Raw genomic sequence first — 25,054 nt, 5'->3', positions numbered from 1 at the left:
AGTTACTTATAAAATAGATTTTTGTATCTTATAAGTAACTAATAATTTTATATTCTACCTACACGTATGGTTGATTCTGATGTTGATACAGGACTTATTGTTTTATCATAATCCAAACGCTTAGTAAGTTTACCACAAACATTTGAGACTTTTTCACTTACCACATCGTAAGCAGTATCTTCATATTTATTCATTATCATATTGGTTACATTACATATAATAAAGGCAAGTACACTTGCGCCAGTATTCCCAAAAACTCTAGGAAGAGCATTTTTAACGAAACTGAATAATTTTGGAAGTAATAAACCGCTTATACTTCCTTGAATTATAGATTTACTTACAGTAATAGATTCCCTATTAAAACTATGAGCAACCATTCCAGTAAATGCGTTTGCATAACTTTTTTTAGCAAAAATAAATTCAATATGTCCTGGCAAAATTAAATTTAAACCAAGTTCTAAACCGGAAAATAGAAAGTTTTTTGCAAAACCCAAAGTATCTTCTATCTGGTTGGAAGATCTAGTTTTAGAAAGTTTATTGTAAAATTCCATAGGTTTATAAAAGACAAATTTAATAGTACTTTTAATTAAATTATAATTTGTTACCTTATTAAATAAGGAATTAATGCTGTTATAATAGAGAGTTTGAAGATTTGCCGGATTTCTTGCCATAATAGCCTCCTGTTTACATATTGCAAACATATAAACAATTTGTTAATACGTTACAAGTGAAAACAAGTGTTACATTAATGGTAAAACTGTAAAGGTTTGAATGTTATGGATTAATATTTTTATTTGTTTGAATGTTTGATAATTTTTTTGAATTTATAATTTTATTAATTATATTCACACACATATAAAATATTGGAGTAAAGCTTATAGTAAATAAGCATTTAAAGCTTAAAGCGCTTATAAATACCTCTATTAATCTATCGGAAGGTATAATTTTTAAATAATACATAACTCCATATACAGTTATTGTATCAACGATTTGAGAAAAAATAGTACTTAAATTATTTCTAAGCCATAAAAATTTGTCTTTTGTAATTTTTTTTATAAACAAATAAATTCTAATATCAATCATTTGAGCTAAAAAATTAGCGATAATTGATGAGATAAAAGCAAAATTGTATAATCCAAAAATTTTATTAAATTCAGAATCTGATAAAACCGACCAATAAGTTGCTGGTAGTTTATTTCCAATTAGAACGAGTAAACCTGTGAATAAACATGCTAAAACACCAATTTTAATAGTAAATTCTGATCTTTCTTTACCAAAAAATTCTGCAATTAAATCTGTAAGAAGAAAAGTTAAAGGGTAAATTATTGTTCCAACTGAAATTTCCATTTTTATAAGTAAAGGAAAATCAATAATAATATATTTTTGGAAAAGTAAATTTCCAACTACAATTGAAAGGCAAAATAATACGCAAAGTATAACGTAAATTTTTTCTTTTATATTAAAGGTATTCATACAAGTATAATTAATTAATTTTTAACTCCACGTTAAACTATCAATTTTTGCGGCTAAAATAAAGTCGTTTTTTGTTAAGCTATTAATTTTATGCGTCCAAATAGTAGTTATACATTTGCCCCAAGTTATATAAAAATCGGGATGATGTCCTTCTTGCTCGGCAATTACTGTAACTTTATTAGCAAAATCCATAGTTTCTTTAAAATTTTTGAAAGAGAATTCTTTTTCTAAATATCCTTTCTCATTTAATTTCCAATTAGAATCGATGGTTTTTAATAATTCAATGATTTGCTCCTCGTTTAAAGGTGGAATTGCTATATTACAAGGTATGCATTGAGCTTCTAATTCATTTTTCATAAATTTCTCCTTTTTTTAATAGGTTAATGATTTACAAGCAAAATAGACTTAAAATTAACAATCTTTTTTTATAAAACTAATATATAGAATTATAAATTTATAAAGAATATTTGTTAATCTTTATTACGCTCAATTATATACTAAAATAATATATTTGCGACGTTATTTTTAAGGTTTTTTTCATTTAAATCAATAATTAGACATCTAATTTAATATTTATTTTAATAGTTTTAATTAAACTTATAAAAATAAAGTTTTAATATTATAGGTAAAAAAATTAATGACTTCTTAATATATTTATGAGATAATTAAATTATAGGGAAAGGTATTCCCTTCAAGATAAACCGCCAAGTAGGAGGTGTATATGTATAACTCAATAAAAGATAATATTGTTTATAATTTTGATTTAACATCGAAAACAATCGCAAACGATACATATAAATTACTAACAATTGAAATATTATATTATTTACCAGATTACCCAAGTATTTTACAAACTTTCGTCCTACAAAAGCTTGATTTACACCCCAATTATCCTGAATTAAATAAATTTTTAGATTTTTGGAGTCAAAATATTGAAGCCCAAATCAATTCTGTTACTATTTCTGCATCTGAAATTAATAATGATAAATTATACGGATACTTAAGTGATGAAATTACGCTGCATTAGTAAATGTAGCTGTAAAATACCTGGGGTTTGGTGAACTAGGGATGTTTATAAAGTATTATATACTTACTAGCTAGCCAGACTGACTACCTTTCTTCCTTATCTAATTTTCTTAATATAAATATTGGTAATATAAGTAATATCGATAAACTTACAGCCATAGAAGCTGCTACTGGCCAATTTCTTATAATAAAGAATTCGGTCCATATGAGTTTACCTATTGTCATAACTTCTGAACCACCGAGCAGTTCGGGAATAACGAATTCACCAACAGCAGGAATAAATACTAGTAATGAGCCAGAAATGATACCTTTCACCGACATAGGTATCACTATTTTGAAGAGGGTAGTAAAATTTCTTGCCCCTAAATCATGGCTTGCTTCAACTATTTCAGGACTAATTTTTTCAATGACAGAATAAATTGGCAAAATCATAAAAGGTAAGTAACTATAAACCATACCTATTAAAACTGCATATTCGTTATTAAGGAAAATTATTGGTTTAGAAATTAAACCGATTTTAAGGAGGGTTTTATTAATAAGGCCAGTTTTTTTTAACAAAATCATCCATGCGTAAATACGAATTAATAACGAGGTAAAAAAGGGAATTAAAATAAGCATAAGTAAAGTTTTTCTAGTCTTTTCTTTCTTTGAAGCAATGTATAATGCAATAGGATAGCCTAGGATAAGAGTAATTATAGTTGTCTCAACGGCAAGCCTTAACGAGAGTAAATATGCGTTTAGATATGCTTTATCCGTAAATAAAAGGCTAAAATTTTCAAGTGTAGGATTAATAATAATCCCAATTTCCTTTGCGTATCTTATGAAAGGTTCAAAGGGAGGAATTGCTTCAATAGGTAAACTCAATGCAACTGCAAATATTATTATAAATGGAAATATAAAGAATAAAATAAGCCATGAGAAAGAAAAAAATAAAGGTAATTTTAAGATTATTTTATTCATAAAGGTGTATTTAAATATTGGTTGCTATATTTAGTATTAAATCAATATATAAAAAATATGCAATGTAATTATGAGCTAATTTAGTTGTTTAAAAATAACTTATTGCATTTGAAATATATTTAATTATCACAAAAGAATTTTAAAAATCTCTAGTAAATAAAATGGTAATATTATATATTATGCTTAAATTGTCATTAACAAATATATTGTGAACTGAAGATATTCATAATAATCATTTATAATCTAAAGAGGAAATTATGAAGTTTATTTATTTATTATTATCAATATTTATTAGTTCTTTAGCTTTTGCAGAAGAAGATTTAAATATAATGGGACCTGCAACTGTTAAAAGTGGGAAATATAATAATATTTCAATTATGGGTCCTTCTACAATTAAAAACGTTACCGCTATTGGTTTTACAAACATTACTGGTAATAGTGAAATTTATAGTAGCAATTTTGAAATTATTGAAATTGTAGGTCCATCTATTTTTAAAGATGTTAAATATACAGATACCTCAATTATTGGGACCGCAAAATTCAACAACGTTACTTCAAAGGGTAAAACTAAAATAATTGGTTTACTAGTTATGAATTCTTCTGAGGGAAAAGACTTAGAAGTTGTATCTGAAGAAACTACCATCAATGATTCTAAAATTGAAAATCTTAAAGTACTTAAAAATAATAATAAGAAAGATCAAAAAGTTATTATAAAAGGCAAAACTAAAATAAATAATATTATTTTTGAATCAGGTACTGGTGTAATTGAAGTTTATGGCGACGCTCAAATATCAGGTCAAGTTACAGGAGCGATTGTTGTTAAAAAATAAGTTTTAAAGTAAGTCTACTATAAGCAATAGGCTTACTTTAAATTAATTTATCTTTCTTTATAAGTATCATGTTTTTCCTTATGATACATTCTCCATTCTAAATTGTGAAAGGTTGCATCAGAAGAACTAGGCTTAACAAATTTGAATCTTTCACCAAGGCCTTTTTGCTCAAAAATTATTGAGATTTCATCGATTAATTTATTTTCATTAGTTTTTTTTAAATAAGGTATTACATCGAGTTCCTCAGAGTTAAAGTTTATAAGGGGTAAACATTTATATTTACCTCCTAATATAAGTAAATCTGCTATTTCTTTTGCGGTGTTATCATCACGTTTTATATTCAATAAATCGCTAATAAGCCTTCCTAAAAATCGTTGTATAAATTTTTTATCAGGATTCATAAGTAAAAGTGCATTAAATATTGAATATTTTATTTGTGATTTAAGGCTAAATATACTTAAAAGTGCTTCATAATTTGCATCTGAATAAATTTCTTTTGTTAGTTTTTCCCATGGTTTTCTAATAGTAAAACTTTTCATCCTGCTAAGAAAATCATGAGTTTGTTTTTCAGTTAAATTAGCATTTGGATTAATTAAGTTAAGTTTTAAACCTTCAAAATTACTTTGTTCAAAATATGAAAAGAAGTTAGCTTTATATAATATATAGAAACTTTTACATATTAATAAACCTTGAGTAAAAACCATTTTTTCATTCAATTCACCAGAAATATAGGTAGGTACTTTTTCAGGTTCATTCATTAGATCTTCTAATGTAATAATAGAATTTTTAGTATGTGTAATTCCTGTATTGTTAGAATAAGTTAAAGCTTTTTTTGGTACTACAAACTGCATTTTTAGTAAGTTATCTATATTGTTATAGCTAACAATGTGTTTAAGCATCTCAATAGTTAATTTAACGTTTTTTGTCATTACTTTTAGAACGTCAGAGTAAAAAATTACTTCATCTATTATTTTAGATTGAAACGATAATTTTGCACCATGGTTTAAAAAAGCATTAAATAAAACAATATTGTTTTTTTCTACTGCAAGCCTTAATGGTGATGAATACATTATATTGTTTTCATCACTAATTTTAGGAAGTAAAACATCTTTAGAATAAGGATGAGTCAGTAGCAGATTTAAAACATCCACATTGTTTACAAGGTGTAAAAGTGTGTATAAATAACTATTTTGAATAGATAAACTAACTTTTTTATCTAATAAAAAATTGATTATTTCTAATGAAGGGTTACTTACACTTATGGCTAATTCAAGTATACTAAAGTTTATTATGAATTCCTTTTCATAAGTAAATCTTTCACTTGGAAAATATAAAATTGATGATTGGTGTTGAGAATGTTTAACAACAAGTTTTAAAGAATTATCATCTTTTACAATTTTTCCATTAAATGTATAAATAGTGTTAAAAAGATCTGGATTTTTTTTCACAAGAAATTCAAGATTTTTTAATTTTCCTTCAATAATTGCGTTAAATAGTAAATTATAAAAGTTTTTATTTATATTCAGTGATATAGTTTGTTGTTTAACTTCTTCTTGGCATACCTTTAATAATTCATCTTCTGTAAGTTCTTTTAGATTTATAGATTGATTTTCACTCTTCCTTTTAGCTTTTAAAGTTTTTTTATCACGATTAGAATTTTGGGAAGATTGTTTACTATTCTTAAGATTCGTTTTTACAATTACACCTTCTGTTTTACATTCAGTATTTTCTTCCGGTTGCAGGGTAGAACTCTTAGAAACTTCTGGTTCAGGTACAGTTTGAACAGGATAAATAGATTTATACGTATCTTCCGGTAAAATTCCTGTAGTTTTTAATTCTTTACAAAGGCTTTTAATGAGTATTGAAAGGTCAGCATGAGCAGAAGTTATTGTATTCCATAAATTATCAGAATTACTTAATAATTCAGACATATTAATTGTATGGGCAGAACGGTTTCTAAAGTCTTTATACCAAGATTTGTCAGTATATTTGACCCAATTATGAGGTAATATTTTAATATTTTCCCCAATAATTTGCAAGGCAAGTACGGTAGTTGCTTTTGAGTTAATATCACTACTAAATTTTTCTTTACCAGCCTCAATAGTAGGGTTTATATATTCAAGCGCATCTAGAATATTTAAAATTGCTTGAATTTCTTTTTTTTGCTCTAAATCTTCTGGTAATTTTATTTTACTAAGTCTTGTTTTCATTTGAGTCCTATTTTCTAATAATCTTTCATTATCTCTGATACAACAATGTCTGTTAAAACATGTTCAAATAGAATTTCATTATAATTTTCGTTATGATAATCCACTTCTTCATTGTGGGTAGGGGAAGGTGTTTCTAAGTTTGAAATCTGTATAATTTCTTGAGGAGTAGTTTTTTTGTAGTCTTCTGGGTTTATATTTAACTCGGTAAGTTTATTTTTAATTAAATCACCGTAAATATATGTATTTACTTCTGCTCCATGTTTTAATAAAGATTCAATTGATGGGATATCATTTTTTTGAACAACTATTGCAAGTGCTGTTAAATAAGTTAAGTTAGTTGCATTAACATCAGCGCCATTTTTGCATAAATAATCAATAATTTCTGAATTGCTTTTTTCAGCAGCTACATGAATAAGGGGTATTTTTATAAAATTTTTAGCATTTACTAATTCATTTTTTTTAGAAGAATTTTCAATAATATTTTTAACTTCTTCAAAGTCATTACTTTCAACAGCTTTAAATAACCTAATATTTGTCTCAGGTGTAGGTTCTGTTAAATTTCTATATGGTAAAATAACTTTAGCATTCTTAAGTGCTGATTCTATATCTTCACTTTTAAATTTTTCACTAGCTTCTTTAAAAATTTCTTTTTGTTCCGGATTGCTTTTATTATGTTCATAACCAAACAATTTATTGTAAGAACTTATTAAAAAATTATATGCGTCTTTTATGTAGTTGCGTACCATTCTATGTGCTCCTTTGTATTTTCAAAATATTTGTCATTATTAAAAGAGTTATCGTGGCTGTCTAAATTATTCTCCGCATTAACAACGGATGAATGGTTTTTATATTTGTTTTTGCTGTAGTATTCGATTAATTCAGCAATATCTTTTTCTATGGTTTGAAGGTCTTTAATTTTACTTCCATTTACATAAATATTATCGGTACATGCGCCGTTTTTAAGAGCGAAGTCTACCATTTCAACATCATTTTCTGCAATTGCATAAGATAATAAAGTATTACCTGAGTTATCCTCAGCATTAATATAAGCGCCATGTTTAATTAAGAGTTTTGCTACTTCATCTTTTTGATTAATATAAGCATGTATATGTAAGGGTTTACCTGAATCTGTATCGTTTGGATCAGCGCCATATGAAAGTAATAGCTCTGCTAGATCGTAAGAAATTTCTAAACTATCCATTTGTACTGCTTGGCTAAGAACGCTTTTATAAAGGTAATTTACACAATTAGCATTCGCACCTTTTTGTAATAAATATTCTGCAATATCAATATTCTCATGTAATACAGCTGTAAATAGTGCAGGTCTACCCAATGAATCAGTAGCATCAGGGCTTACTCCCTTATTTAAAAGATCTTTAACCTTATTAAAATCATCATTTTTTATTGCTGCTGATAAATCATCACCCGAAGTGTCATTGAAGTACGCTATAACAACATTAATGTATTTCATTATTTCCTCTAAAATATTAACAATTAGTTAATATAATATTAAATAAGAAAATGTCAATTAATATTTAGGTTACGTAAAGCTAAGTTATTGATACATTGATAATTTAAAATTTGAGGTTTTATAATAGATAATCGCATGAAATTAATGTTAAAAGATATGTAAAAAATTTATTTTGTTGAAAAATATAGAAATTTATCCTGTTATTACGTTAATATTAAAATATATTTTATATTGTTATATAATAGCAGTTGTTTTAAAGGATTATTGGAAAATATTTTAAGTAACATTATATTTAAATGGGTAAAGGGATTTAAATTATCGCTTAATGCCTTAAAATATTTATTTTCATCCCCAAGGAAAGTTACATATTATAATTTAGATTCTAAGCTATTTTGACCTTATAGACGTAAGATAGGTAACTGATAGTGATAAAGAATTTAGTAAATAATTTGATAATTTAAAAATAACAAAAATTTAAACTAGCATAAAAAATATATTCTTTTAAACATTTTAGAGAAAGGGATTAAAGAAAGAGAAGAGAGAGTATCCTCTCTCTAAAACCTTTATTCAAATTCAATTAAAACTTGTCCGCTTACTACGCTATCTTTTTCTTTAATTAATATGTTTTTTACCTTACATGTATATTCGGAAACAATAGAGTTTTCCATTTTCATTGCTTCAACAACCATTATCTCTTTGCCCGGTGTAATTTCATCACCAGGTTTAACTTTGATTGCAACAATTGACCCTGCAATAGGAGATGTAAGTTCAGTTATAAAGTCTTTTTGTTTTTTAACTGGCATATATCTTCCAAGCTCTGCTACCCTTGGGCTTCTAACAGCAGTTCTTACAGTTCTTCCTGAATAAGTTAAATAATAACCACCATCATATATATCAATTTTAACACTAACAGGTTTACCGTTAACTAATCCTCTGAAAAGTTTAGTGCCAAGTATCCAATTACTTTCAACATCTATACGAGTCCTAGTATATCTTATATGATAACCATCCGGAATATGTTTAGTAATAACAGGGTATTCCTGGTCATCAATTCTTACTACCCAACGGTTTCCTATTTGTCTTTCACGTCCTTTAAGTTGCCCAGTGATAACTGCAGCTCTTTTAGCATCGGTTAAGTAAATATGAAGAACTACTGCTAAAAATACTTGAGTATGTTCAGAAGTTAAAGTTGCCCCTGAAAAACCATCAGGATATTCTTGTTCAATGAATTTAGTAGTTAAATCCCCGGATTTGAATCTATCGTGGCTAAATATAGCTTCAAGGAAGCTAATATTATGAGAAATGCCTTCAATTAAGCAATCACCAAGAGCTTGCTGCATTAAATGTATTGTTTCTTCACGAGTAGGTGCGTATGTACAAAGCTTTGCAATCATAGGATCGTAAAACATACTTACTTCACCACCTTCATATACTCCTGAATCAATTCTGATTCCTGGTTTTAAGTCAGGCATACTATATTTCGTAATACGACCACTTGAAGGTAAGAAACCACGAGTTGGATCTTCTGCATATATACGTGATTCTATTGCCCAACCATTAAGTTTCACATCTTGTTGAGTAAAACTTAGTTTTTCATTACTAGCTACTCTTATCATTTGTTCGACAAGGTCAATACCAGTAATAAGTTCAGTTACGCAATGTTCAACTTGTAGTCTTGTGTTCATCTCAAGGAAATAGAAATTTTTCTCTTGATCAACAATGAATTCTACTGTTCCTGCTGAATAATATCCTACTTTTTTTGCAAGAGATTCAACTTGCCTATACATTTCTTGTCTAGTTTCTTCATCAATAAATGGGCTTGGAGCCTCTTCAATTACTTTTTGATGATGGCGCTGAATTGAACATTCTCTCTCACCTAAACAAACTATATTACCATGTTGATCCGCTATAACTTGAATTTCAATATGACGAGGATTCTCAATAAATTTTTCAATAAACACTCTGTCATCGCTAAAACTATTTTTTGCTTCATTAGTAGCAGATCGAAAAGCTTCAGCTACTTCTTCAGCTGAATAAATTACTCTCATTCCACGTCCGCCGCCGCCAGCAGCTGCTTTAATCATTACAGGGAAACCAATTTTTGTAGCGATTTCTACTGCTTCGGTCGCATCTTTGATAACACCCATATAACCTGGAACGGTATTTACGCCTGCAGCTTCTGCAATTTTTTTAGCCTCAATTTTATCACCCATTTGTTCGATAGCTTTAACGCTTGGGCCAATTAATTTAATACCTTCTTTTTTCAAAGCTTTTGCAAATAATGGGTTTTCTGATAAAAAACCATAACCAGGGTGTACAGCTTGTGCACCTGAAATTCTTACCGCATTCATTAAATTATTTATTGAAAGATAACTATCTACAGCAGAAGAATGTCCAATGTAGTAAGCTTCATCAGCCATTCTTGCATGAAGTGAATTTGTATCAGCTTCTGAATATACAGCAACAGATTTAATACCCATTTTACGAAGGGTTTTTATAATTCTAACAGCGATTTCACCGCGGTTAGCAATTAAAACTTTATCAAACAAACCTTGGTGTTGAGTGTAAGGCATTTTTATACGTACCTATTTTTATTAAAGTGGTAAATTATCATGTTTTTTCCATGGACGATCTTCAGTTTTTGAAGCTAGTAGATTTAATGCTCTACAAATTATCCATCGAGTATTTTCTGGATCAATTACATTATCAATGTAACCGCTAGATGCAGCTACAAACGGGTTAGTAATTGTTTCTTGATATTCTTTTATTTTAGCTTGTTTTTCTTCATCTGTTTTAAGATCTTTATATAAAATTTCTACAGCACCTTGTGCACCCATAACAGCAATTTCTGCATTTGCCCATGAGTAATTGAAATCGCCTCTTAAATGTTTAGAACTCATTACAATATAAGCTCCACCATAGGCTTTACGTGTAATAATGCTAATTTTTGGAACGGTTGCTTCGGCATAAGCGTAAAGTAATTTTGCACCATGTTTAATAATACCATTATGTTCCTGTGAAACACCTGGTAAGAAGCCTGGAACATCAATAAATGAAATTAGCGGAATATTAAATGCATCGCAGAATCTGATGAATCTAGCAGCTTTTGTAGAAGCGTCAATATCCAAGCATCCTGCTAAATACATAGGTTGATTTGCAACAATACCAACTGTTCTTCCTTCAAGTCTCGCAAACCCTACAATAACGTTTTTAGCGTAATCAGGTTTTATTTCATAAAAGTCACTTTCATCAACTACCCTAAAAATGAGCTCTTTCATGTCATAAGCTCTATTATTATTACCGGGTATTAATGTTTTTAATGACATTTCAAGTCTATCAGCTGGGTCTTGTGTAACGCGAGCTGGAGCAGGAGTAGTGTTTGAAAGGGGTAAGAAGTTAAATAAACGTCTTACTTGTAAAAGAGCTTCGATATCATTATCAAATGCACGATCAGCAACACCGGTTTTTAAAGTGTGGATATCGGCACCACCAAGCTTTTCTTGGCTTACAACTTCATTTGTAACGGTTTTAACTACATCAGGTCCGGTTACAAACATATATGAAGAACCTCTAACCATAAATGTAAAGTCAGTAAGAGCAGGGGAATAAACAGCACCACCTGCACATGGGCCCATAATCACAGAAATTTGAGGTATAACACCAGAAGCTATAACGTTACGTTGAAATATTTCACCATATCCTGCAAGCGAGTTAACTCCTTCTTGAATACGTGCTCCGCCTGAGTCACATATTCCAATTACTGGAGCGCCAAGTTTTAGAGCCATATCCATAATTTGGCAAATTTTCTTAGCGTTAGTTTCACTTAAAGAGCCGCCGAGTACTGTAAAATCTTGGCTATATATGAATACTAATCTACCATTAATTGTACCATGTCCTGTAACACATCCGTCACCGGGAGTTTTATTATTTTCCATACCAAAATTGGTACAGCGGTGTTCAACAAGCATGCCTGTTTCTTCAAACGAACCAGGATCAACTAATACTTCAATTCTTTCACGAGCTGTAAGTTTACCTTTTTCATGCTGAGCCTTAATTCTTTTATCGCCTCCACCTATTAGAGCGCCTTGGCGTTTTTTTTCAAGAAGATCGATAACAGCTTGTGTCATTTAAAAACCTTTTCTAATTTTGGAAACACGAGAATGATATAAACTTTTATGGATAAGTCAAATTTTTTTAGGAAAACTATGAAAATTTTATTATTTTTAAGGTATAAGAATAATTTGTATTATTAATGAATTAATGGAGTATATGTATATATTTTATACATATACTCCATTAATCAGATTAAATAGCTAAATCTGCAACCTTTTTGTTTAAAGCTTTCTCATCCGAGTTTTCGCGCCACGAATCGTTAGATTTAACATTTATATTATTTAATTCTCTTCTTTCAGTTGTAATCTTATGAAGATGAGCTGTTGATAGTATTTGGATTATTTTAAGGTTATGGTCGTCAAGGTTATCACTGTAATTAAAAAAAATTAATTTTCCAATGCTTTCTGAATTAAGGGGCTTTAAAACATGAGAGAGAAATTCATAAGCTTGAAGGGTTACTGCATTAGAAATAGTTTCTAGATAATAATTTAAATTATAACCTTTTAATCTAGGTTGCCCATTATTTTTCTCTTTATTCTTATCATGCAATTCTATTGCTCGAGTAATGTTTCCCACTGCTAAACAATAATTTATTCTATGCTGAGAATAAAAATCATGTTCATCCGAATCTTTCAATCTACTAGGGAGTTTGTTAGCTAAATAGTAAAATATTTTATCATCAATTTCGTTTTCTTTAAACTTATCTTCTGTTTCGATTATAGTATAAACTATTTTAAAAAGATCTTGAGTAGACAATTCGTTTTTTATGTATTCAAAAAATGCATCTGCTTGAGTTTCTGCAATTGCACGCATTAAATCAGTGTAATAATTTAAATCTAACTTACCATTTGATATTTGCTTGTTGTAATCATGATTAGCTTTCGCTTCATCAATTTTATACTCCTTTAAGCAGTCAATTACTTGCGAACTATATATTGTTTCTGTATTCATTTGAATTCCTCTCATTAAAGTTAAACAAAACTTATAATAATAAAATTAATGACTATAAGAAATTTACGCAAGTAAAAAAATAGTTAATTAATAAACATGATGTTAGGTAATAATTATAAATACCTTCATAAACAACTTTTAGCCCATATATTATGATTAAAATATTTTTATCAATTTATTTTAAATAAGTTATTGTAAATTATGTATAAATAAGATTAAGATTATATATCTTATAAATCATTTATAAATCATATTTTAAAATTAATTTGTTTAACTTAAGAATAGAGGGATTTATGAAAGGCTCAGCATTTTTTCTAAAAACATTAGCAAAATTAGGCGTAAATAATATATTCGGTATTGTCGGTGGAGAAGCGCAAGCAATTCAGTTTGATGAAGAGAAAGATATAAATTTTTATTTAACCCGTCATGAATTTACTGCAGGGATAATGGCGGATGTATATTCAAGAATTAGCGGAACTCCGCAAATGTGCTATTCAACATTTGGTCCAGGATTAACAAATTTATCCACAGGTGTTTGTTCAGCCATGTTAGATAGATCACCTATTTTAGTAGTTTCAGCTCAAATACCACGAGAAGAAATTTGTTATAATCAAACTCATCAATGTATAGATAATGTTGAGTTTATGAAACCTTTAACAAAATATTCTGCTCAATTAGAAAATTTAATTGATATACCAAAAATCGTAAAAGAAGCTTTGGAGATTGCAATTAATGGAATTCCAGGTCCTGTATATTTAAGTTTTCCATTAGATTTAATGAAAGAAAAAATTGATGAAAATTTAGCAGAAAAATTACTTAATGAACTAACTCCAATTAATAAAAAACTTCCGAACCAAGTTAATGATGAGAAGCTTAATGGAATTATTGAGGAAATTAAAAACTCAAATAATCCTATTATAGTTGTAGGAAATCAGGTTATTAGAGAAGATTGTTGTAATGAAATAATTGAACTCGCTAATAAATTTAATATTCCTGTTATTTCAACCCTTGCTTCTAAAGGAGTTATTCCTGAAGATCATCATCTTTTTATTACTCCAGGTAATAAATATATCGATGAAATATACCAAAAGCCATTAATTGCAGATATTTTTAAATCAACAGATTTAATGCTACTTATAGGTTATGATTTTGGTGAAGATTTAAAACCATCTTTATGGAAAAATGATAAAAAAACTATTGTTATAAACTCTTTCTACGAAGATATGGGAAAAGTATTCCAACCAGGTTTATTATATATAGGAGACATGAAAAAATCTTTAAACAAGATTATAAATTCTAATATTAATGTCAAAACTTTCCCTACCGAATTAAAACAAGTTAAAGAAATTTTTGATAAAAGAGAAGTATGTAACGATAATGAATCATTTAAAAAAATAACCTCTATTATAAGTTCAATTAGAAATTCCATAGGTAAAACAGGAATATTATGTAGCGATATAGGTTTACATAAACAATATGCAGGACTTCTAAGTAAAACTTATACACCAAACACATTTTTATGTTCTAACGTATGCGGATCATTTGGATTCGGATTACCAGCAGCTTTAGGAGCAAAGCTTGCTAAACCTAATGAAAGAGTAGCGCTTATTTGCGGTGATGGGGGATTTCATTCAACAAGTCAAGATTTGGAAACTGCTGTAAGATATAATCTTCCTATAGTTATTGTATTATTAAAAGACAATGCTTTTGGTCTTATTAAGTATTATCAACATTTAAGTAGAGAAGAAATTTATAATCCTTCAGTCGAATTTGGAAATGTTGATTTTGTAAAATTAGCTGAGGCTAATGGTATGAAAGCCTTGCATTTAGATAATGTTGATTATCTAGAAACTATTATGAATGATGCATTTGAAGCTAAAAGGCCTCTATTAATAGAAATTCCAATTAATTATGAATATAAACTTCAATAATTTAGGAGATTTCAAATATGGGAAATATTAGCGAGAAATATTTTATAAAACTTTGTAAAGACACATTTGATGATAATTTAATTTATATAATAAATACTGATTCATATTTAAGACAACCTTGTTATTCATCAAAAGCAAGAAACTATTATTATTTAATTCTAGAAAAATTAGATAATCAACAACTCAACGCTCTAAAATATTTGCAAGGTGAATTTCCTGAATTTATATTAAATTGTTTGTCATATGAAGAATTAGAAAATTATCCTTCGCACAGTAAATGGCAATTTATTTTCTCACCAATAATTTATAATAAATATAATGTTTTAATAGAGCATTTAAATACTCAAGATTATGTTGATTCTATTGCTAATGCTATTATCAATGTTGGTCACATTGCTCGTCTTTATTATTTAAGTGATTTAGATGATAAATCCCATACTTGGGCAGTTAGACAATTAGGTTGGGCATTGCGTTATGCTGAAAAGGGCATAGTTAATTTATGGAATTATATTCAGATAGGAGAGTATTCTAATAGTAATACAGATTTAAATATTACTGGAGAAATAGAATGGTTAATTACTATCAATAACTTTTGGGAAAAGTTTGAATATGAGTTATTGCAAAATATAGAAGAATATAAAAAAGCTTCTTTGATTTTAAATAGGATAGTACAATATTATTCCGAAAAATTAGCGACAAATATAACCAACTCAAATTTTATTGAAGATTCTTCTAATGAATATGATGAAAGTAAATTTCATTTTATCTCTTTAATAACAAATGATTTAAAACAAAAATTTAATGATAATCTAAGAACATTTTATTTATATGGAAGTGCAGCTAGAGGGGAGCAGCATAAAACTTCAGATGTGGATAGCATAGTTGTATTTGATAAATTAGATGATGATACATTAGCAGTCTTAAGAGAAATAAAAGTTAATCATCCAAACCTCTCTATATATTCACTCAGTATAAACGATTTAATCATTTATCCATCTTTTAAATATTATACTCAAAATCTAGGGTCAAAAAAGATATACGGTAATATATCATTTAAACCTGCCAATTCTTTAGATGATATTATAAATGGTATGATTAATAACCTCTTTATTATTATCCAAATTTCTAGAGCCTATTTAATCGGGGAAAATTTTGGGCCAAGAGCTATTCATTTGCTTAAGCTTATGATGAAACTTGCTGATCATGGGTGTATGAGACTTCTTATTAATTATTATAAAAAAGAATTTCCACAAAATAAAGAAGAAGTAAAAGCGTTTTTTAAAGAAGAATTACTTGCAAATAAGGTCATAGACTTTGTTATTAATATTAATGATGAAGCAGATAAAATTAAAGCTTCTTTATTAAATGGAAATAATTCGCTTATTACAGAAAACTATCAATTGTTAATTTCATTCGCCAAAGATTTTTATTCAAAAGTAAAAAAATTGAAAATGGAAGGTAATAATTATGAAACAAGTAAATTATGAGCCTCTATCACCTTTGTTATTTTTAGAAAGAGCGAAAAGAGTTTATAAAGATAAAATAGCTATTATTGATAAAAATGTTAGAAAAACCTATGAAGAATTCTATAATGATTGTGTTTTATCAGCTAAAAGCTTTAAGCAAATAGGTGTTACGAAGAATAATAAAGTTGCATATTTATGTCGTAACAACCATTATATGTTAGAAGCTTATTATTCTATTCCTATGATCGGAGGGGTAGTAATACCTATAAATATTAGATTAAATGACTCAGATATAATTTATATTTTAAAACATTCTGAAGCAAAAATTCTAATTGTTGAAGAAGATTTATTTAAAGAAGATTATTTGAAAATTGTAGAAAAAGTAATTGTTATATCTAATAATAATTACCAAAATTGCTTAAAATACTCTGAATTTATTAAATTAGGTGAATCTTTAGAAAGTTTTGAATGTGATTTAATTAATGAAAATGATTTGATCACTATTAATTATACAAGCGGTACTACTGGTCTTCCTAAAGGAGTAATGTACACACATAGAGGTACATATCTTAATTCATTAGGTGAGTGCTTAGAAGTAGGACTAAATAGTAAATCAACTTACCTCTGGGTTCTTCCAATGTTTCACTGTAATGGTTGGTGTTTCACTTGGGCAGTAACAGCAGCAGGTGGAACGCATGTATGTTTAGATAAAACTTGTGATATTGAGCATTTAATAAACCTAATCATTAAAAATAATGTTACGCATTTTTGTGCAGTGCCTACAATTTTGATTAAATTACTCGAATCGCCTAATTTTAATTCATTAAAAGATGTAAGTAATTTAAAAATAATTACTGCTGGTTCTTCTCCTTCTCCTACATTAATCAAAAAATATGAGGAAAGTAATATTAATATACTTCATGTTTATGGGTTGACTGAAACCTATGGCCCGCATGCAATATGTCTTGAGCAAGAATCTTGGAGTACTGCATCTAAAGATGAAGTTTCATACCTTAAATGTTCGCAAGGTTTACCTGGAATCCATTCGCTATTTATTAGAGTGGTTGATAAAAATATGCAAGACGTTCCGCATGATGGAAAGACAGTAGGTGAAGTAATAATGCGAGGAAATAATGTAATGCTTGGTTATTATAAAGATAAAGAAAATACCGAAAAAGCTTTTCAGGATGGTTGGTTTCATTCAGGAGATGCAGCAGTTATTAAACCTAATGGTTATATTGAAATTAGAGATAGAATTAAAGACATTATTATAAGTGGTGGTGAAAATATCTCTTCTATTGAAATTGAAAATATAATTTATCAACATCCATCAGTTTCTATAGTTGCCGTAATACCTAAATATGATGAAGTTTGGGGTGAAGTTCCTCATGCAATAATTGAACTTAAAAATGGTCATATTTTAACTGAAGAAGAAATAATAAAACATTGTAGAGATAATCTGTCTCATTTTAAGTGTCCTAAAATTGTAACTTTTACAACTATACCTAAAACAAGTACTGGCAAAATACAGAAATATATTTTGAAGCAACAATATTATAAACCAATGAATTAAGATTACTTAATTTAGGAGGGAATATGCAACCTATTAAATCACTTCAAGCAGTTTCAGATGTTTTTGAGATATCAAATGAGGATAACTATAAAATTCTTTCTTTTAAGAAGGAAATTAATAATGTTCTTGTACTTGATCAAGGACTTCAACATACCGCTCTTTGTAAAAGTAATATAAGTAAAATAGATGGTGAAAATGGTAAGTTATTTTATAGAGGAATAGAAATAGAAAAAGTTATTGAGAATAATAGTTTTGAAGATATAGCCTTTGAATTAATTTTTGATAAAGAAATAAGTCTACAGGATAAAACTAATTTTAAAAATAAGGCGGCACGTTATTTTTACTTAAGCAAGGATTTAAAACAAGTTTTAGATAATTTCCCAATTTCACTGCATCCTATGGATTTTTTATCGATGGGGGTTATATCTTTATCAGCATTGGAACCGAATGAGATTAAAGAAAACAATAATACAATTGATAAAGTAGCTTATCTAATAGCTCAAACTTCCGTCATAGCCACTTATTATTTCTTAAAATCAAATAATGAAAATTGGGTAGATATTGGTTCAGATGAGCCTCTTTCATATCAAATACTTTCTCATATGTTTCATAATAACAAAGAATATCCTTTAAACGAATTTAGCGAGATTTTAAGTACCTTACTTATATTACATGCAGAACATGAGCTTAATTGTTCTACTACCACAGTTAGAAATATCGCAAGTAGTGGTGGTGATATCTATAATGCTATAGCGTGCGGTATTTCAGCTTTTAAAGGAAAACTTCATGGAGGCGCTAGTCAGTACGTTGCAGAAATGTATGAAGAAATAATAGTTAGTAACATTAAAGCAGAAGATTATGTAAACCAGAAAATTCAAAACAAAGCTAGATTGATGGGATTTGGTCACAGAGTTTATAATTGTTGGGACCCTAGAGCGAAAATCATGTTTAACCTTTTAAAATCAGATAATGAAAGTTTCGTGTCTGTAAATAATTATAAAGAGATCATGCTTTCATTAGTTAAAAGGGTGGATAATGATGAGTATTTTAAGTCTAGAAGTATTTACCCAAATCCTGACTTACTTAATTGTATTTTTTTCAAACTATTAGGTTTTCCATCTACTATGAATACGGTGATTCTTTCTCTAAGTAGAATTGCTGGATGGATTGCCCATTATTATGAGCATATAAATGATAACCAACCAATAATCAGACCTCGTCAAATTTCAAAATGAGGTATATTTATGCATCAGTTAAAAAATGTGATAGTTGCAGGATGCGGGCTTCATTTTAAGGAACGTTATTATGAAGTATTAGAAAAATTAAAAGATAAGATTAATATTTCTTTAATTATTGATTTAGTTAGTGAGAAAGAAAAAATAGAAAAATTTTTCTTTGATAAAAGCTTTCAACCTTCTTCATATGTTTTTCTACCTGAACAATATCGTAATAATATAACTCCAGAAATTATAAACCAGTTTATTCCTAAAAACGTTAATCTAAAAGAAATTGATAATATAATAATTTGTACAGAACCAAAGGCCCATAAAGCTTTTGCTATTTGGGCAATGGAATATAATTTAAATGTCTTTACTGATAAACCTATAACCGCTTTCAATTCATATGAAAATATGGATTCACTCTATGATGATTTTCAGGAGCTTAATTCTTATTTAAAAAAAACAAAAGTTAACTTCGTTGTATCATGTGAAAGAAGGGGCCATTTAGGTTATAAATATCTTAAAAATTATATTAGTGAAATTATTAAAGAAACAAACGTACCAATAACCTTCCTCGATATTCACTTTGGTGGAGGGTTATGGAACATGCCGGATGAATATTTTTTTAGAGAAAATCATCCTCACAAATATGGTTATGGAATTTTATTACATTCAGGATACCATTATGTTGATTTACTAATAAACCTAATTTCTTTAAATAAATCTATATTCCCACTTTCAGTAGAGGAATCAAATTTAAAAACCTTTATAACTAATCCCTATACTTCAATGAATGTAATAAATAATAATGTATATTCTAAACTTCTTAAAACTAATAGATTTAACCAATGTTTTGAAAAGGAAAATATTAATAAAATGAAGTTTTATGGAGAAAATGACGCAATGATAATGGGGCAATTTAAGATTGGTAAGGAAGTAATTACTAATTATTCCTTAAAACTCGTTGAGCGTTCGGTTACAAAAAGGAGTTGGCATATATTACCAGAAAATACTTACTTAAAGAATGGTAGAATTCGTCAAGAAAATGTAATTATTCATTTAGGCCCTTTATCTTCGATCCATGTTAAAAGCCACCCTTATTCAAAGCTTACAAATACTAAAGATTTAGATGAGGATTTTACAATCGATATTATGAATAATCAGGATTTACTTAATAAAGATGCTTTAATTCAACTTAAAAGATCTGATTTTTCAAATATATTTCCTGAACTTTCATTAAAAGAAAAGATGAATAAAAAATCAAGGCAATGGCAATTAATTGATTTTTTAAATGGTGGGGATGGTAATTCACGCTTAGAATCACATGAAGACACTATAAAGTTTTTGGATAAAATATATAAAAATATAAAAGAGTGTAATTATGAAATATCCACTTAAATCAATTTTTCATTCTGAGATATTTTGTATAATAATTTTAATATTTTTGTTTTGGCTAGGCTTTAGTACCATTACGCCTTTTCTTCCACTTTATTCACAAAAAATAAGCTTTTCACCTTATGAGATTTCATTATTTTTAAGTGTTGCAAGCTTATCAAGAGTTGTATTTCAACCAATTTTAGGGATATTTATTTCTAAAAAAAATGAAAGGTTAATAATTAATTTATCTTTTACTTGCTTGCTTTTAAGTAGTGCTGCTTATCTATTTTTTGACAATTTTTATCTACTAACTTTTATAAGAATCATTGAAGGTGCAGCTATAGCTTCTTTTATAATTTCTATTAGAGTTCTCATTAATAGGTTTGATATTAAAAAGACTGCTTTAATTAATAATTATTATTCAGGAGCTCAAAATTTTGGAAGTTTTATAGCACCAAGTCTTGCAGGGTTTTATGTTGAAAAAATAGGGATAAAATCTATATTTTGGATTTCAACAATCATTTATACACTTGCAAATTTCATTACATTTAAATTACCAAAAGTTTCTGAAAATAATAAGAATGCTAAAGAATTTTCAGGGAGCTTTTATAAAAGTATATATCCATATTTATCTATAATAATTATTCATTCACTTGAATTTATCGGACTCGGTTTATGGCTAGGTGGATGGTCTGTATATGCTAAAGAAAGTTTAAATTGGGCTTTTAATAAAATAGGGCTCTCATTTTCAATAATAGCTATTTCAGGGGTTTTAGTTACACCTTTTCTATCTTATATTTTAAAAAATGAATATAGAAAAAAGATGATTTTTGGTTTAATTCTCTTAGCTTTACAGTCATTAAATGTAGTTATTTTTAAAAATTATGAAATTATATTATGGCTAAGTTTCATAGCTGGTGGAATTGGAGCAACTATGTATTTTTCAAGTTTTCACTCACTTGTTTCTACAATTGTACCACAAAAAGAAATTGCAATATTTTATGGTTTTATGGGAAGTTTTATATTTGCAGGGCAAGCCATAGGATTTGCTCTAGCTCCTATTTTAGGTAACATCTCGAATAATTTACCTATAATATTAGATGCTGTTTTATTATTAATTACAGCTTTTCTTTATAAGTTATTTTTTATATTTTTTAGTAAAAAGGCAGTTAATTAGTAATGAATGAATTTGATATAATAAATAATAGAAAAAATACTGATTCAATGAAATGGGATTTACATCAAAATAATGCTATTCCTATGTGGGTCGCTGATATGGATTTTAAGTGTCCGCAAGTAATTTTCGATGAATTAACTAAAGTTATCTCGCATGGGATCTTAGGATATCCTCTTATAAGCGATAATTATTATAAATCTGTACGCAACTGGTTTAGTAATAATCATAATATGCAGCTTGAAATTAATAATATAATTCCTACTACAGGTGTATTACCTTCCTTAAGAACTATAGTCGAAGAATTTACTTTTAAAGACGATAATATAATTATTCAAACGCCAGTTTATTATATGTTTGAAGAAATAATTAAAGATAGTGATAGGAAGGTATTATATAACCCTTTAATCTATAATGAAGATGGTAGCTATAATATAAATTTTCATCATCTAAATGAGCTTTTAAAATATAAACCTAAAATTTTTATTCTATGTTCGCCTCATAATCCAGTTGGGAGAATTTGGCAAAAGGAAGAATTAGTGAAAATAATTAATTATTGTAATAAAAATGGTATTTTACTAATAGCAGATGAAATTCATTGTGATTTAATAGCGCCAGGTTTTAAGTTTCATTCATTAGGTTCTTTCTCTAAAGAAATGTTGAATAATATTATTATTCTAAATTCACCTACAAAAACTTTTAATTTAGCAGGCTTAAGAGGTGGAAATGCTTTTATATTTAATGAAGAAATAAGGGCTCGTTTTAAAAAACGCTTAAATTTACATGGTGCAAATAAACTTAATACTTTTTATATTAAAGCAACTGAGATTGCTTATTCTCAAGCAGCTCCTTGGCTTACTTCCCTAAATAATTACCTAAAAAATAATTATTTATATATTCAAGATTTTATAAATAAAAACTTACCACAAATAAAGCTCACGCCATTAGAAGCCACATATTTAGTGTGGATGAATTATGAGAATTTAAAAATTTCTGAAGATCAATTAATTAGTAAGCTTGAAAAAGATGTTATATTTTCCCCAGGTTCAAAATTTGGTGAAAACGGAAAAGGGTTTATAAGATTAAACATCGCTACACCGCTTGAGGTAATAAAAAAAGCACTGATATTATTAAAAGAAAAAACATTATAAAAAGAAATAGGTTTGTCCAAGAATTATGTCGTAGCTCAAAAAAATATGGCAAATTTAGCAAGGCAAATGTTTAAAGAGTTATTATAGGATTTTAATAATAAAAATCATAATGTTTTATAAATTTTATCAAAATAATCAAAAAACTAATTGTTTTATTTAGTGTATTAATATTACATTAATACAGGTGTATGTACTTTATGTATTTTAAATAAAAATTTTATGGTAGAGGGATTTAATTATGAAAAATTCGTGGCGAATAAAAGAATTTAAAAATGATATTCAACGTTTATTGAAACATAATGGGTTGACGCAACAACTCGAAATATTCGAAAAAATGGAGTTTACTGAAGAAAATTTTATTAACTTTATCAATACACAAGATATTGACTGTAATTTAAAAGATGAAAATGACAATTCTTTATTGTACAGTTCTATTATCAAAGGGACACCGAATATAGTTAGTTTTTTAATAAAAGAAAAAAATGTAGATACGAGTGATGCTATTAGCACTGCGTGTAAATTTGGAAGAACTAAAGTATTTAAAATTCTACTTGAACATGGCGCCAAATATAATGATGAAGATTTTATATTAGTTGCTAGAAATAGATATATAAAAATATTTAATATTTTTATTAAGTTAGGTATTAATCAAAAGACCATACATAATGCTTTAGATGACATGTCTAGATATATATCCACTAGTGAAAATACCGGAAAAATTATTTCGATCTTATTAATGCATTCTTCACCTGAAAAAAGAAAAGAATTTTTTGATACAAAAGCAAAAAAAGTAGTAATGAGTATTATAGACAATGAACAAGATTTCCTAGGTGTAACTGATATTTTAAAATTTTATTTTGAAAATGATTTTGATGCAAAAGTTAAATTTTTAAATTCTTTGGGAGAAAATTATAAAGGTTTTACTGCAATTTTCATACATTCACATATAACCAACATTGATCTTTTAATTTATAAGGTATGTTTAAAGTATAGTAGAGAACAAATGGGTAGAAATATTATTTCTGTATATGATGCAAGTATTAAGGCAATAGAAGTTATTGAACAACATAAAGATAGTATTTCTAAAATTGATCCAATTATTTTTAGTATTTTTGCACGTGGGTTTGAAAGTTTTTATTTGAGAAAATGTGACAATAGAATGATTGAGGGTTTTAACGCATTGGTTTTAGAATCTATAATTAAACATATTGAAAAAGATTTAGATTTTTTCTCTAGACTCCATCAAGTTAAAGATTTTGATACCATAAAAAGAGCTTATCGTGAATGTAATTTAATATCAAAAAATGGTTTAAAAGGCGCGTCTTTTGGTAAAGTGAAAATACTTAATGAAATTACAGAAGTCATTTCCTATTTTTCTTCAGGATATAATGCTATACAAACTTATCAGCAAAGATTAGCAGAAGAGAAAAAGCAACAAGCAACTTATTTGACTAAATAATATTTTGATAAACGTAAGTTTTATTGAATGTGTGGGTGGGTTCGTATTGTTAAAAATAAACCACCCATTGCTTTAAGTAAATAAATACTTTAGCGTTATCAAGCGGTGTTGTGCTATAATTGTATTTTTGCAATAAATCCTTTTGTGTAACTAATTTTATCTTAATATTTCAGCCTTATTACATGGTTTTTCATCTCTAAATTTTCGGTCAAATAAAAACGGTGTAAAATCATCATTATCACTATTATAATTAACTTCGTTAGATTCATCTAAATCAATTTTAAAAATTTTTTCCAAACCTTTAATGATTTTATTAGCCGCATAATTAATTAGAATATTTAGAAAAATCATATTTCATTCTCTCAAGGAATTATATTTAAAGAATAAAATATTTATTTGATTTATGAAATAATATTATAAAAAAGTTTATTATTTATATTTTAAAAAAGAAAAGTTTTTATTATTGCTTGTTAAATTATCTACTTGTGTACAAGAATTATCAGATTGTCTGTTTGATAAATTATCTAAAAAACTATAGCCTTCAGCAATTGATCTATGCGATTCACTTGGTTGAATATTATAAAAACTTCCTCTTTTACTACTTTCAGCAATTTCACAAAAATTTTGATTACCTGGCTTTATTATTTCCTGATGGTGCACTTGAAAGTG

The 25,054-nt window shown here is 27.6% G+C and carries 22 protein-coding genes; 10 read left to right on the top strand and 12 right to left on the bottom strand.

What is annotated here, in order from left to right:
* Window positions 1-47 precede the first annotated feature (47 nt).
* The 3 genes from J0H68_04215 to J0H68_04205 all read right to left on the bottom strand — a co-directional run bounded on the left by J0H68_04215 (window position 48) and on the right by J0H68_04205 (window position 1,830).
* Complete coding sequence (locus tag J0H68_04215) at window positions 48-671, bottom strand: hypothetical protein (GenBank protein ID MBN8827891.1); 624 nt, start codon at window positions 669-671, stop codon at window positions 48-50.
* A gap of 103 nt (window positions 672-774) precedes the next feature.
* Window positions 775-1,473 carry a queuosine precursor transporter gene (locus tag J0H68_04210; GenBank protein ID MBN8827890.1) on the bottom strand — a complete coding sequence of 233 codons (699 nt, stop codon included), beginning with the start codon at window positions 1,471-1,473 and terminating at the stop codon, window positions 775-777.
* Window positions 1,474-1,494: 21 nt separating this feature from the next.
* Window positions 1,495-1,830 (bottom strand): 4a-hydroxytetrahydrobiopterin dehydratase, encoded by a 336-nt coding sequence (locus tag J0H68_04205; GenBank protein ID MBN8827889.1) that lies wholly within the window; start codon window positions 1,828-1,830, stop codon window positions 1,495-1,497.
* 364 nt (window positions 1,831-2,194) lie between these two features.
* Between J0H68_04205 and J0H68_04200 the strand changes: the two genes are divergently transcribed.
* Window positions 2,195-2,500: a hypothetical protein gene (locus J0H68_04200; protein MBN8827888.1), complete on the top strand. Its 306-nt coding sequence runs from the start codon at window positions 2,195-2,197 to the stop codon at window positions 2,498-2,500.
* 83 nt (window positions 2,501-2,583) lie between these two features.
* Here the strand turns inward: J0H68_04200 and J0H68_04195 are convergent, their stop codons facing one another.
* Window positions 2,584-3,459 carry an ABC transporter permease gene (locus J0H68_04195; GenBank protein ID MBN8827887.1) on the bottom strand — a complete coding sequence of 292 codons (876 nt, stop codon included), beginning with the start codon at window positions 3,457-3,459 and terminating at the stop codon, window positions 2,584-2,586.
* Window positions 3,460-3,716: 257 nt separating this feature from the next.
* Here J0H68_04195 and J0H68_04190 point away from each other — a divergent pair, with 257 nt between their 5' ends.
* Window positions 3,717-4,289, top strand: coding sequence for a hypothetical protein (locus J0H68_04190; GenBank protein ID MBN8827886.1), 573 nt, complete (start codon window positions 3,717-3,719; stop codon window positions 4,287-4,289).
* 47 nt (window positions 4,290-4,336) lie between these two features.
* On the opposite strand, the gene J0H68_04185 is transcribed toward J0H68_04190, so the two are convergent.
* The 6 genes from J0H68_04185 to J0H68_04160 form a co-directional block, all read right to left on the bottom strand.
* The gene (locus J0H68_04185; GenBank protein MBN8827885.1) at window positions 4,337-6,499 is read right to left on the bottom strand and encodes a hypothetical protein; all 2,163 of its coding nucleotides are present in this window, start codon (window positions 6,497-6,499) and stop codon (window positions 4,337-4,339) included.
* Window positions 6,500-6,513: 14 nt separating this feature from the next.
* A complete protein-coding gene (locus tag J0H68_04180) occupies window positions 6,514-7,245 on the bottom strand; it encodes an ankyrin repeat domain-containing protein (protein ID MBN8827884.1) in 732 nt (243 codons plus the stop codon).
* Entirely contained in the window at window positions 7,227-7,970 is a 744-nt protein-coding gene (locus J0H68_04175) for an ankyrin repeat domain-containing protein (protein MBN8827883.1), read from the bottom strand. The genes J0H68_04180 and J0H68_04175 overlap by 19 nt, the downstream gene beginning before the upstream one ends.
* 563 nt (window positions 7,971-8,533) lie before the next feature.
* Entirely contained in the window at window positions 8,534-10,543 is a 2,010-nt protein-coding gene (locus J0H68_04170; protein ID MBN8827882.1) for an acetyl/propionyl/methylcrotonyl-CoA carboxylase subunit alpha, read from the bottom strand.
* A 21-nt stretch (window positions 10,544-10,564) separates the two neighbouring features.
* Entirely contained in the window at window positions 10,565-12,097 is a 1,533-nt protein-coding gene (locus tag J0H68_04165) for an acyl-CoA carboxylase subunit beta (protein ID MBN8827881.1), read from the bottom strand.
* Window positions 12,098-12,275: 178 nt separating this feature from the next.
* Entirely contained in the window at window positions 12,276-13,034 is a 759-nt protein-coding gene (locus J0H68_04160; protein MBN8827880.1) for a hypothetical protein, read from the bottom strand.
* A gap of 293 nt (window positions 13,035-13,327) precedes the next feature.
* Between J0H68_04160 and J0H68_04155 the strand changes: the two genes are divergently transcribed.
* From J0H68_04155 to J0H68_04120, 8 genes are all read left to right on the top strand, one after another.
* Window positions 13,328-14,965: a thiamine pyrophosphate-binding protein gene (locus J0H68_04155; GenBank protein MBN8827879.1), complete on the top strand. Its 1,638-nt coding sequence runs from the start codon at window positions 13,328-13,330 to the stop codon at window positions 14,963-14,965.
* Window positions 14,966-14,982: 17 nt separating this feature from the next.
* Window positions 14,983-16,452 (top strand): nucleotidyltransferase domain-containing protein, encoded by a 1,470-nt coding sequence (locus J0H68_04150; protein ID MBN8827878.1) that lies wholly within the window; start codon window positions 14,983-14,985, stop codon window positions 16,450-16,452.
* Window positions 16,427-18,004 carry a long-chain-fatty-acid--CoA ligase gene (locus J0H68_04145; protein MBN8827877.1) on the top strand — a complete coding sequence of 526 codons (1,578 nt, stop codon included), beginning with the start codon at window positions 16,427-16,429 and terminating at the stop codon, window positions 18,002-18,004. The genes J0H68_04150 and J0H68_04145 overlap by 26 nt, the downstream gene beginning before the upstream one ends.
* A gap of 23 nt (window positions 18,005-18,027) precedes the next feature.
* Window positions 18,028-19,239, top strand: coding sequence for a citrate/2-methylcitrate synthase (locus J0H68_04140; GenBank protein MBN8827876.1), 1,212 nt, complete (start codon window positions 18,028-18,030; stop codon window positions 19,237-19,239).
* A 9-nt stretch (window positions 19,240-19,248) separates the two neighbouring features.
* Window positions 19,249-20,622 (top strand): Gfo/Idh/MocA family oxidoreductase, encoded by a 1,374-nt coding sequence (locus tag J0H68_04135; protein MBN8827875.1) that lies wholly within the window; start codon window positions 19,249-19,251, stop codon window positions 20,620-20,622.
* A complete protein-coding gene (locus J0H68_04130; protein ID MBN8827874.1) occupies window positions 20,606-21,778 on the top strand; it encodes an MFS transporter in 1,173 nt (390 codons plus the stop codon). The genes J0H68_04135 and J0H68_04130 overlap by 17 nt, the downstream gene beginning before the upstream one ends.
* Window positions 21,779-21,780: 2 nt before the next feature.
* Window positions 21,781-22,926 carry a pyridoxal phosphate-dependent aminotransferase gene (locus J0H68_04125; protein ID MBN8827873.1) on the top strand — a complete coding sequence of 382 codons (1,146 nt, stop codon included), beginning with the start codon at window positions 21,781-21,783 and terminating at the stop codon, window positions 22,924-22,926.
* 238 nt (window positions 22,927-23,164) lie between these two features.
* Complete coding sequence (locus tag J0H68_04120) at window positions 23,165-24,385, top strand: ankyrin repeat domain-containing protein (GenBank protein MBN8827872.1); 1,221 nt, start codon at window positions 23,165-23,167, stop codon at window positions 24,383-24,385.
* A 156-nt stretch (window positions 24,386-24,541) separates the two neighbouring features.
* Here the strand turns inward: J0H68_04120 and J0H68_04115 are convergent, their stop codons facing one another.
* A complete protein-coding gene (locus tag J0H68_04115) occupies window positions 24,542-24,736 on the bottom strand; it encodes a hypothetical protein (protein MBN8827871.1) in 195 nt (64 codons plus the stop codon).
* Between the two features lie 78 nt (window positions 24,737-24,814).
* On the bottom strand, window positions 24,815-25,045 hold the full coding sequence (locus J0H68_04110) for a hypothetical protein (GenBank protein MBN8827870.1): 231 nt from the start codon (window positions 25,043-25,045) through the stop codon (window positions 24,815-24,817).
* Window positions 25,046-25,054: the final 9 nt, after the last annotated feature.

It is taken from the genome of Sphingobacteriia bacterium (assembly GCA_017304685.1).
GTDB lineage: Bacteria > Pseudomonadota > Alphaproteobacteria > Rickettsiales > 33-17 > JAFKLR01.
This window is presented reverse-complemented; position numbering and strand designations above follow the sequence as displayed.

What these genes read in the sequence shown, in the direction of transcription:
- J0H68_04185 (MBN8827885.1), bottom strand. Translation starts at nt 6,499, where the DNA reads ATGAAAACAAGACTTAGTAAAATAAAATTACCAGAAGATTTAGAGCAA.
- J0H68_04175 (MBN8827883.1), bottom strand. Translation starts at nt 7,970, where the DNA reads ATGAAATACATTAATGTTGTTATAGCGTACTTCAATGACACTTCGGGT.
- J0H68_04150 (MBN8827878.1), top strand. Translation starts at nt 14,983, where the DNA reads ATGGGAAATATTAGCGAGAAATATTTTATAAAACTTTGTAAAGACACA.
- J0H68_04125 (MBN8827873.1), top strand. Translation starts at nt 21,781, where the DNA reads ATGAATGAATTTGATATAATAAATAATAGAAAAAATACTGATTCAATG.
- J0H68_04205 (MBN8827889.1), bottom strand. Translation starts at nt 1,830, where the DNA reads ATGAAAAATGAATTAGAAGCTCAATGCATACCTTGTAATATAGCAATT.
- J0H68_04165 (MBN8827881.1), bottom strand. Translation starts at nt 12,097, where the DNA reads ATGACACAAGCTGTTATCGATCTTCTTGAAAAAAAACGCCAAGGCGCT.
- J0H68_04210 (MBN8827890.1), bottom strand. Translation starts at nt 1,473, where the DNA reads ATGAATACCTTTAATATAAAAGAAAAAATTTACGTTATACTTTGCGTA.
- J0H68_04120 (MBN8827872.1), top strand. Translation starts at nt 23,165, where the DNA reads ATGAAAAATTCGTGGCGAATAAAAGAATTTAAAAATGATATTCAACGT.
- J0H68_04170 (MBN8827882.1), bottom strand. Translation starts at nt 10,543, where the DNA reads ATGCCTTACACTCAACACCAAGGTTTGTTTGATAAAGTTTTAATTGCT.
- J0H68_04190 (MBN8827886.1), top strand. Translation starts at nt 3,717, where the DNA reads ATGAAGTTTATTTATTTATTATTATCAATATTTATTAGTTCTTTAGCT.
- J0H68_04135 (MBN8827875.1), top strand. Translation starts at nt 19,249, where the DNA reads ATGCATCAGTTAAAAAATGTGATAGTTGCAGGATGCGGGCTTCATTTT.
- J0H68_04215 (MBN8827891.1), bottom strand. Translation starts at nt 671, where the DNA reads ATGGCAAGAAATCCGGCAAATCTTCAAACTCTCTATTATAACAGCATT.
- J0H68_04115 (MBN8827871.1), bottom strand. Translation starts at nt 24,736, where the DNA reads ATGATTTTTCTAAATATTCTAATTAATTATGCGGCTAATAAAATCATT.
- J0H68_04140 (MBN8827876.1), top strand. Translation starts at nt 18,028, where the DNA reads ATGCAACCTATTAAATCACTTCAAGCAGTTTCAGATGTTTTTGAGATA.
- J0H68_04130 (MBN8827874.1), top strand. Translation starts at nt 20,606, where the DNA reads ATGAAATATCCACTTAAATCAATTTTTCATTCTGAGATATTTTGTATA.
- J0H68_04200 (MBN8827888.1), top strand. Translation starts at nt 2,195, where the DNA reads ATGTATAACTCAATAAAAGATAATATTGTTTATAATTTTGATTTAACA.
- J0H68_04195 (MBN8827887.1), bottom strand. Translation starts at nt 3,459, where the DNA reads ATGAATAAAATAATCTTAAAATTACCTTTATTTTTTTCTTTCTCATGG.
- J0H68_04180 (MBN8827884.1), bottom strand. Translation starts at nt 7,245, where the DNA reads ATGGTACGCAACTACATAAAAGACGCATATAATTTTTTAATAAGTTCT.
- J0H68_04155 (MBN8827879.1), top strand. Translation starts at nt 13,328, where the DNA reads ATGAAAGGCTCAGCATTTTTTCTAAAAACATTAGCAAAATTAGGCGTA.
- J0H68_04160 (MBN8827880.1), bottom strand. Translation starts at nt 13,034, where the DNA reads ATGAATACAGAAACAATATATAGTTCGCAAGTAATTGACTGCTTAAAG.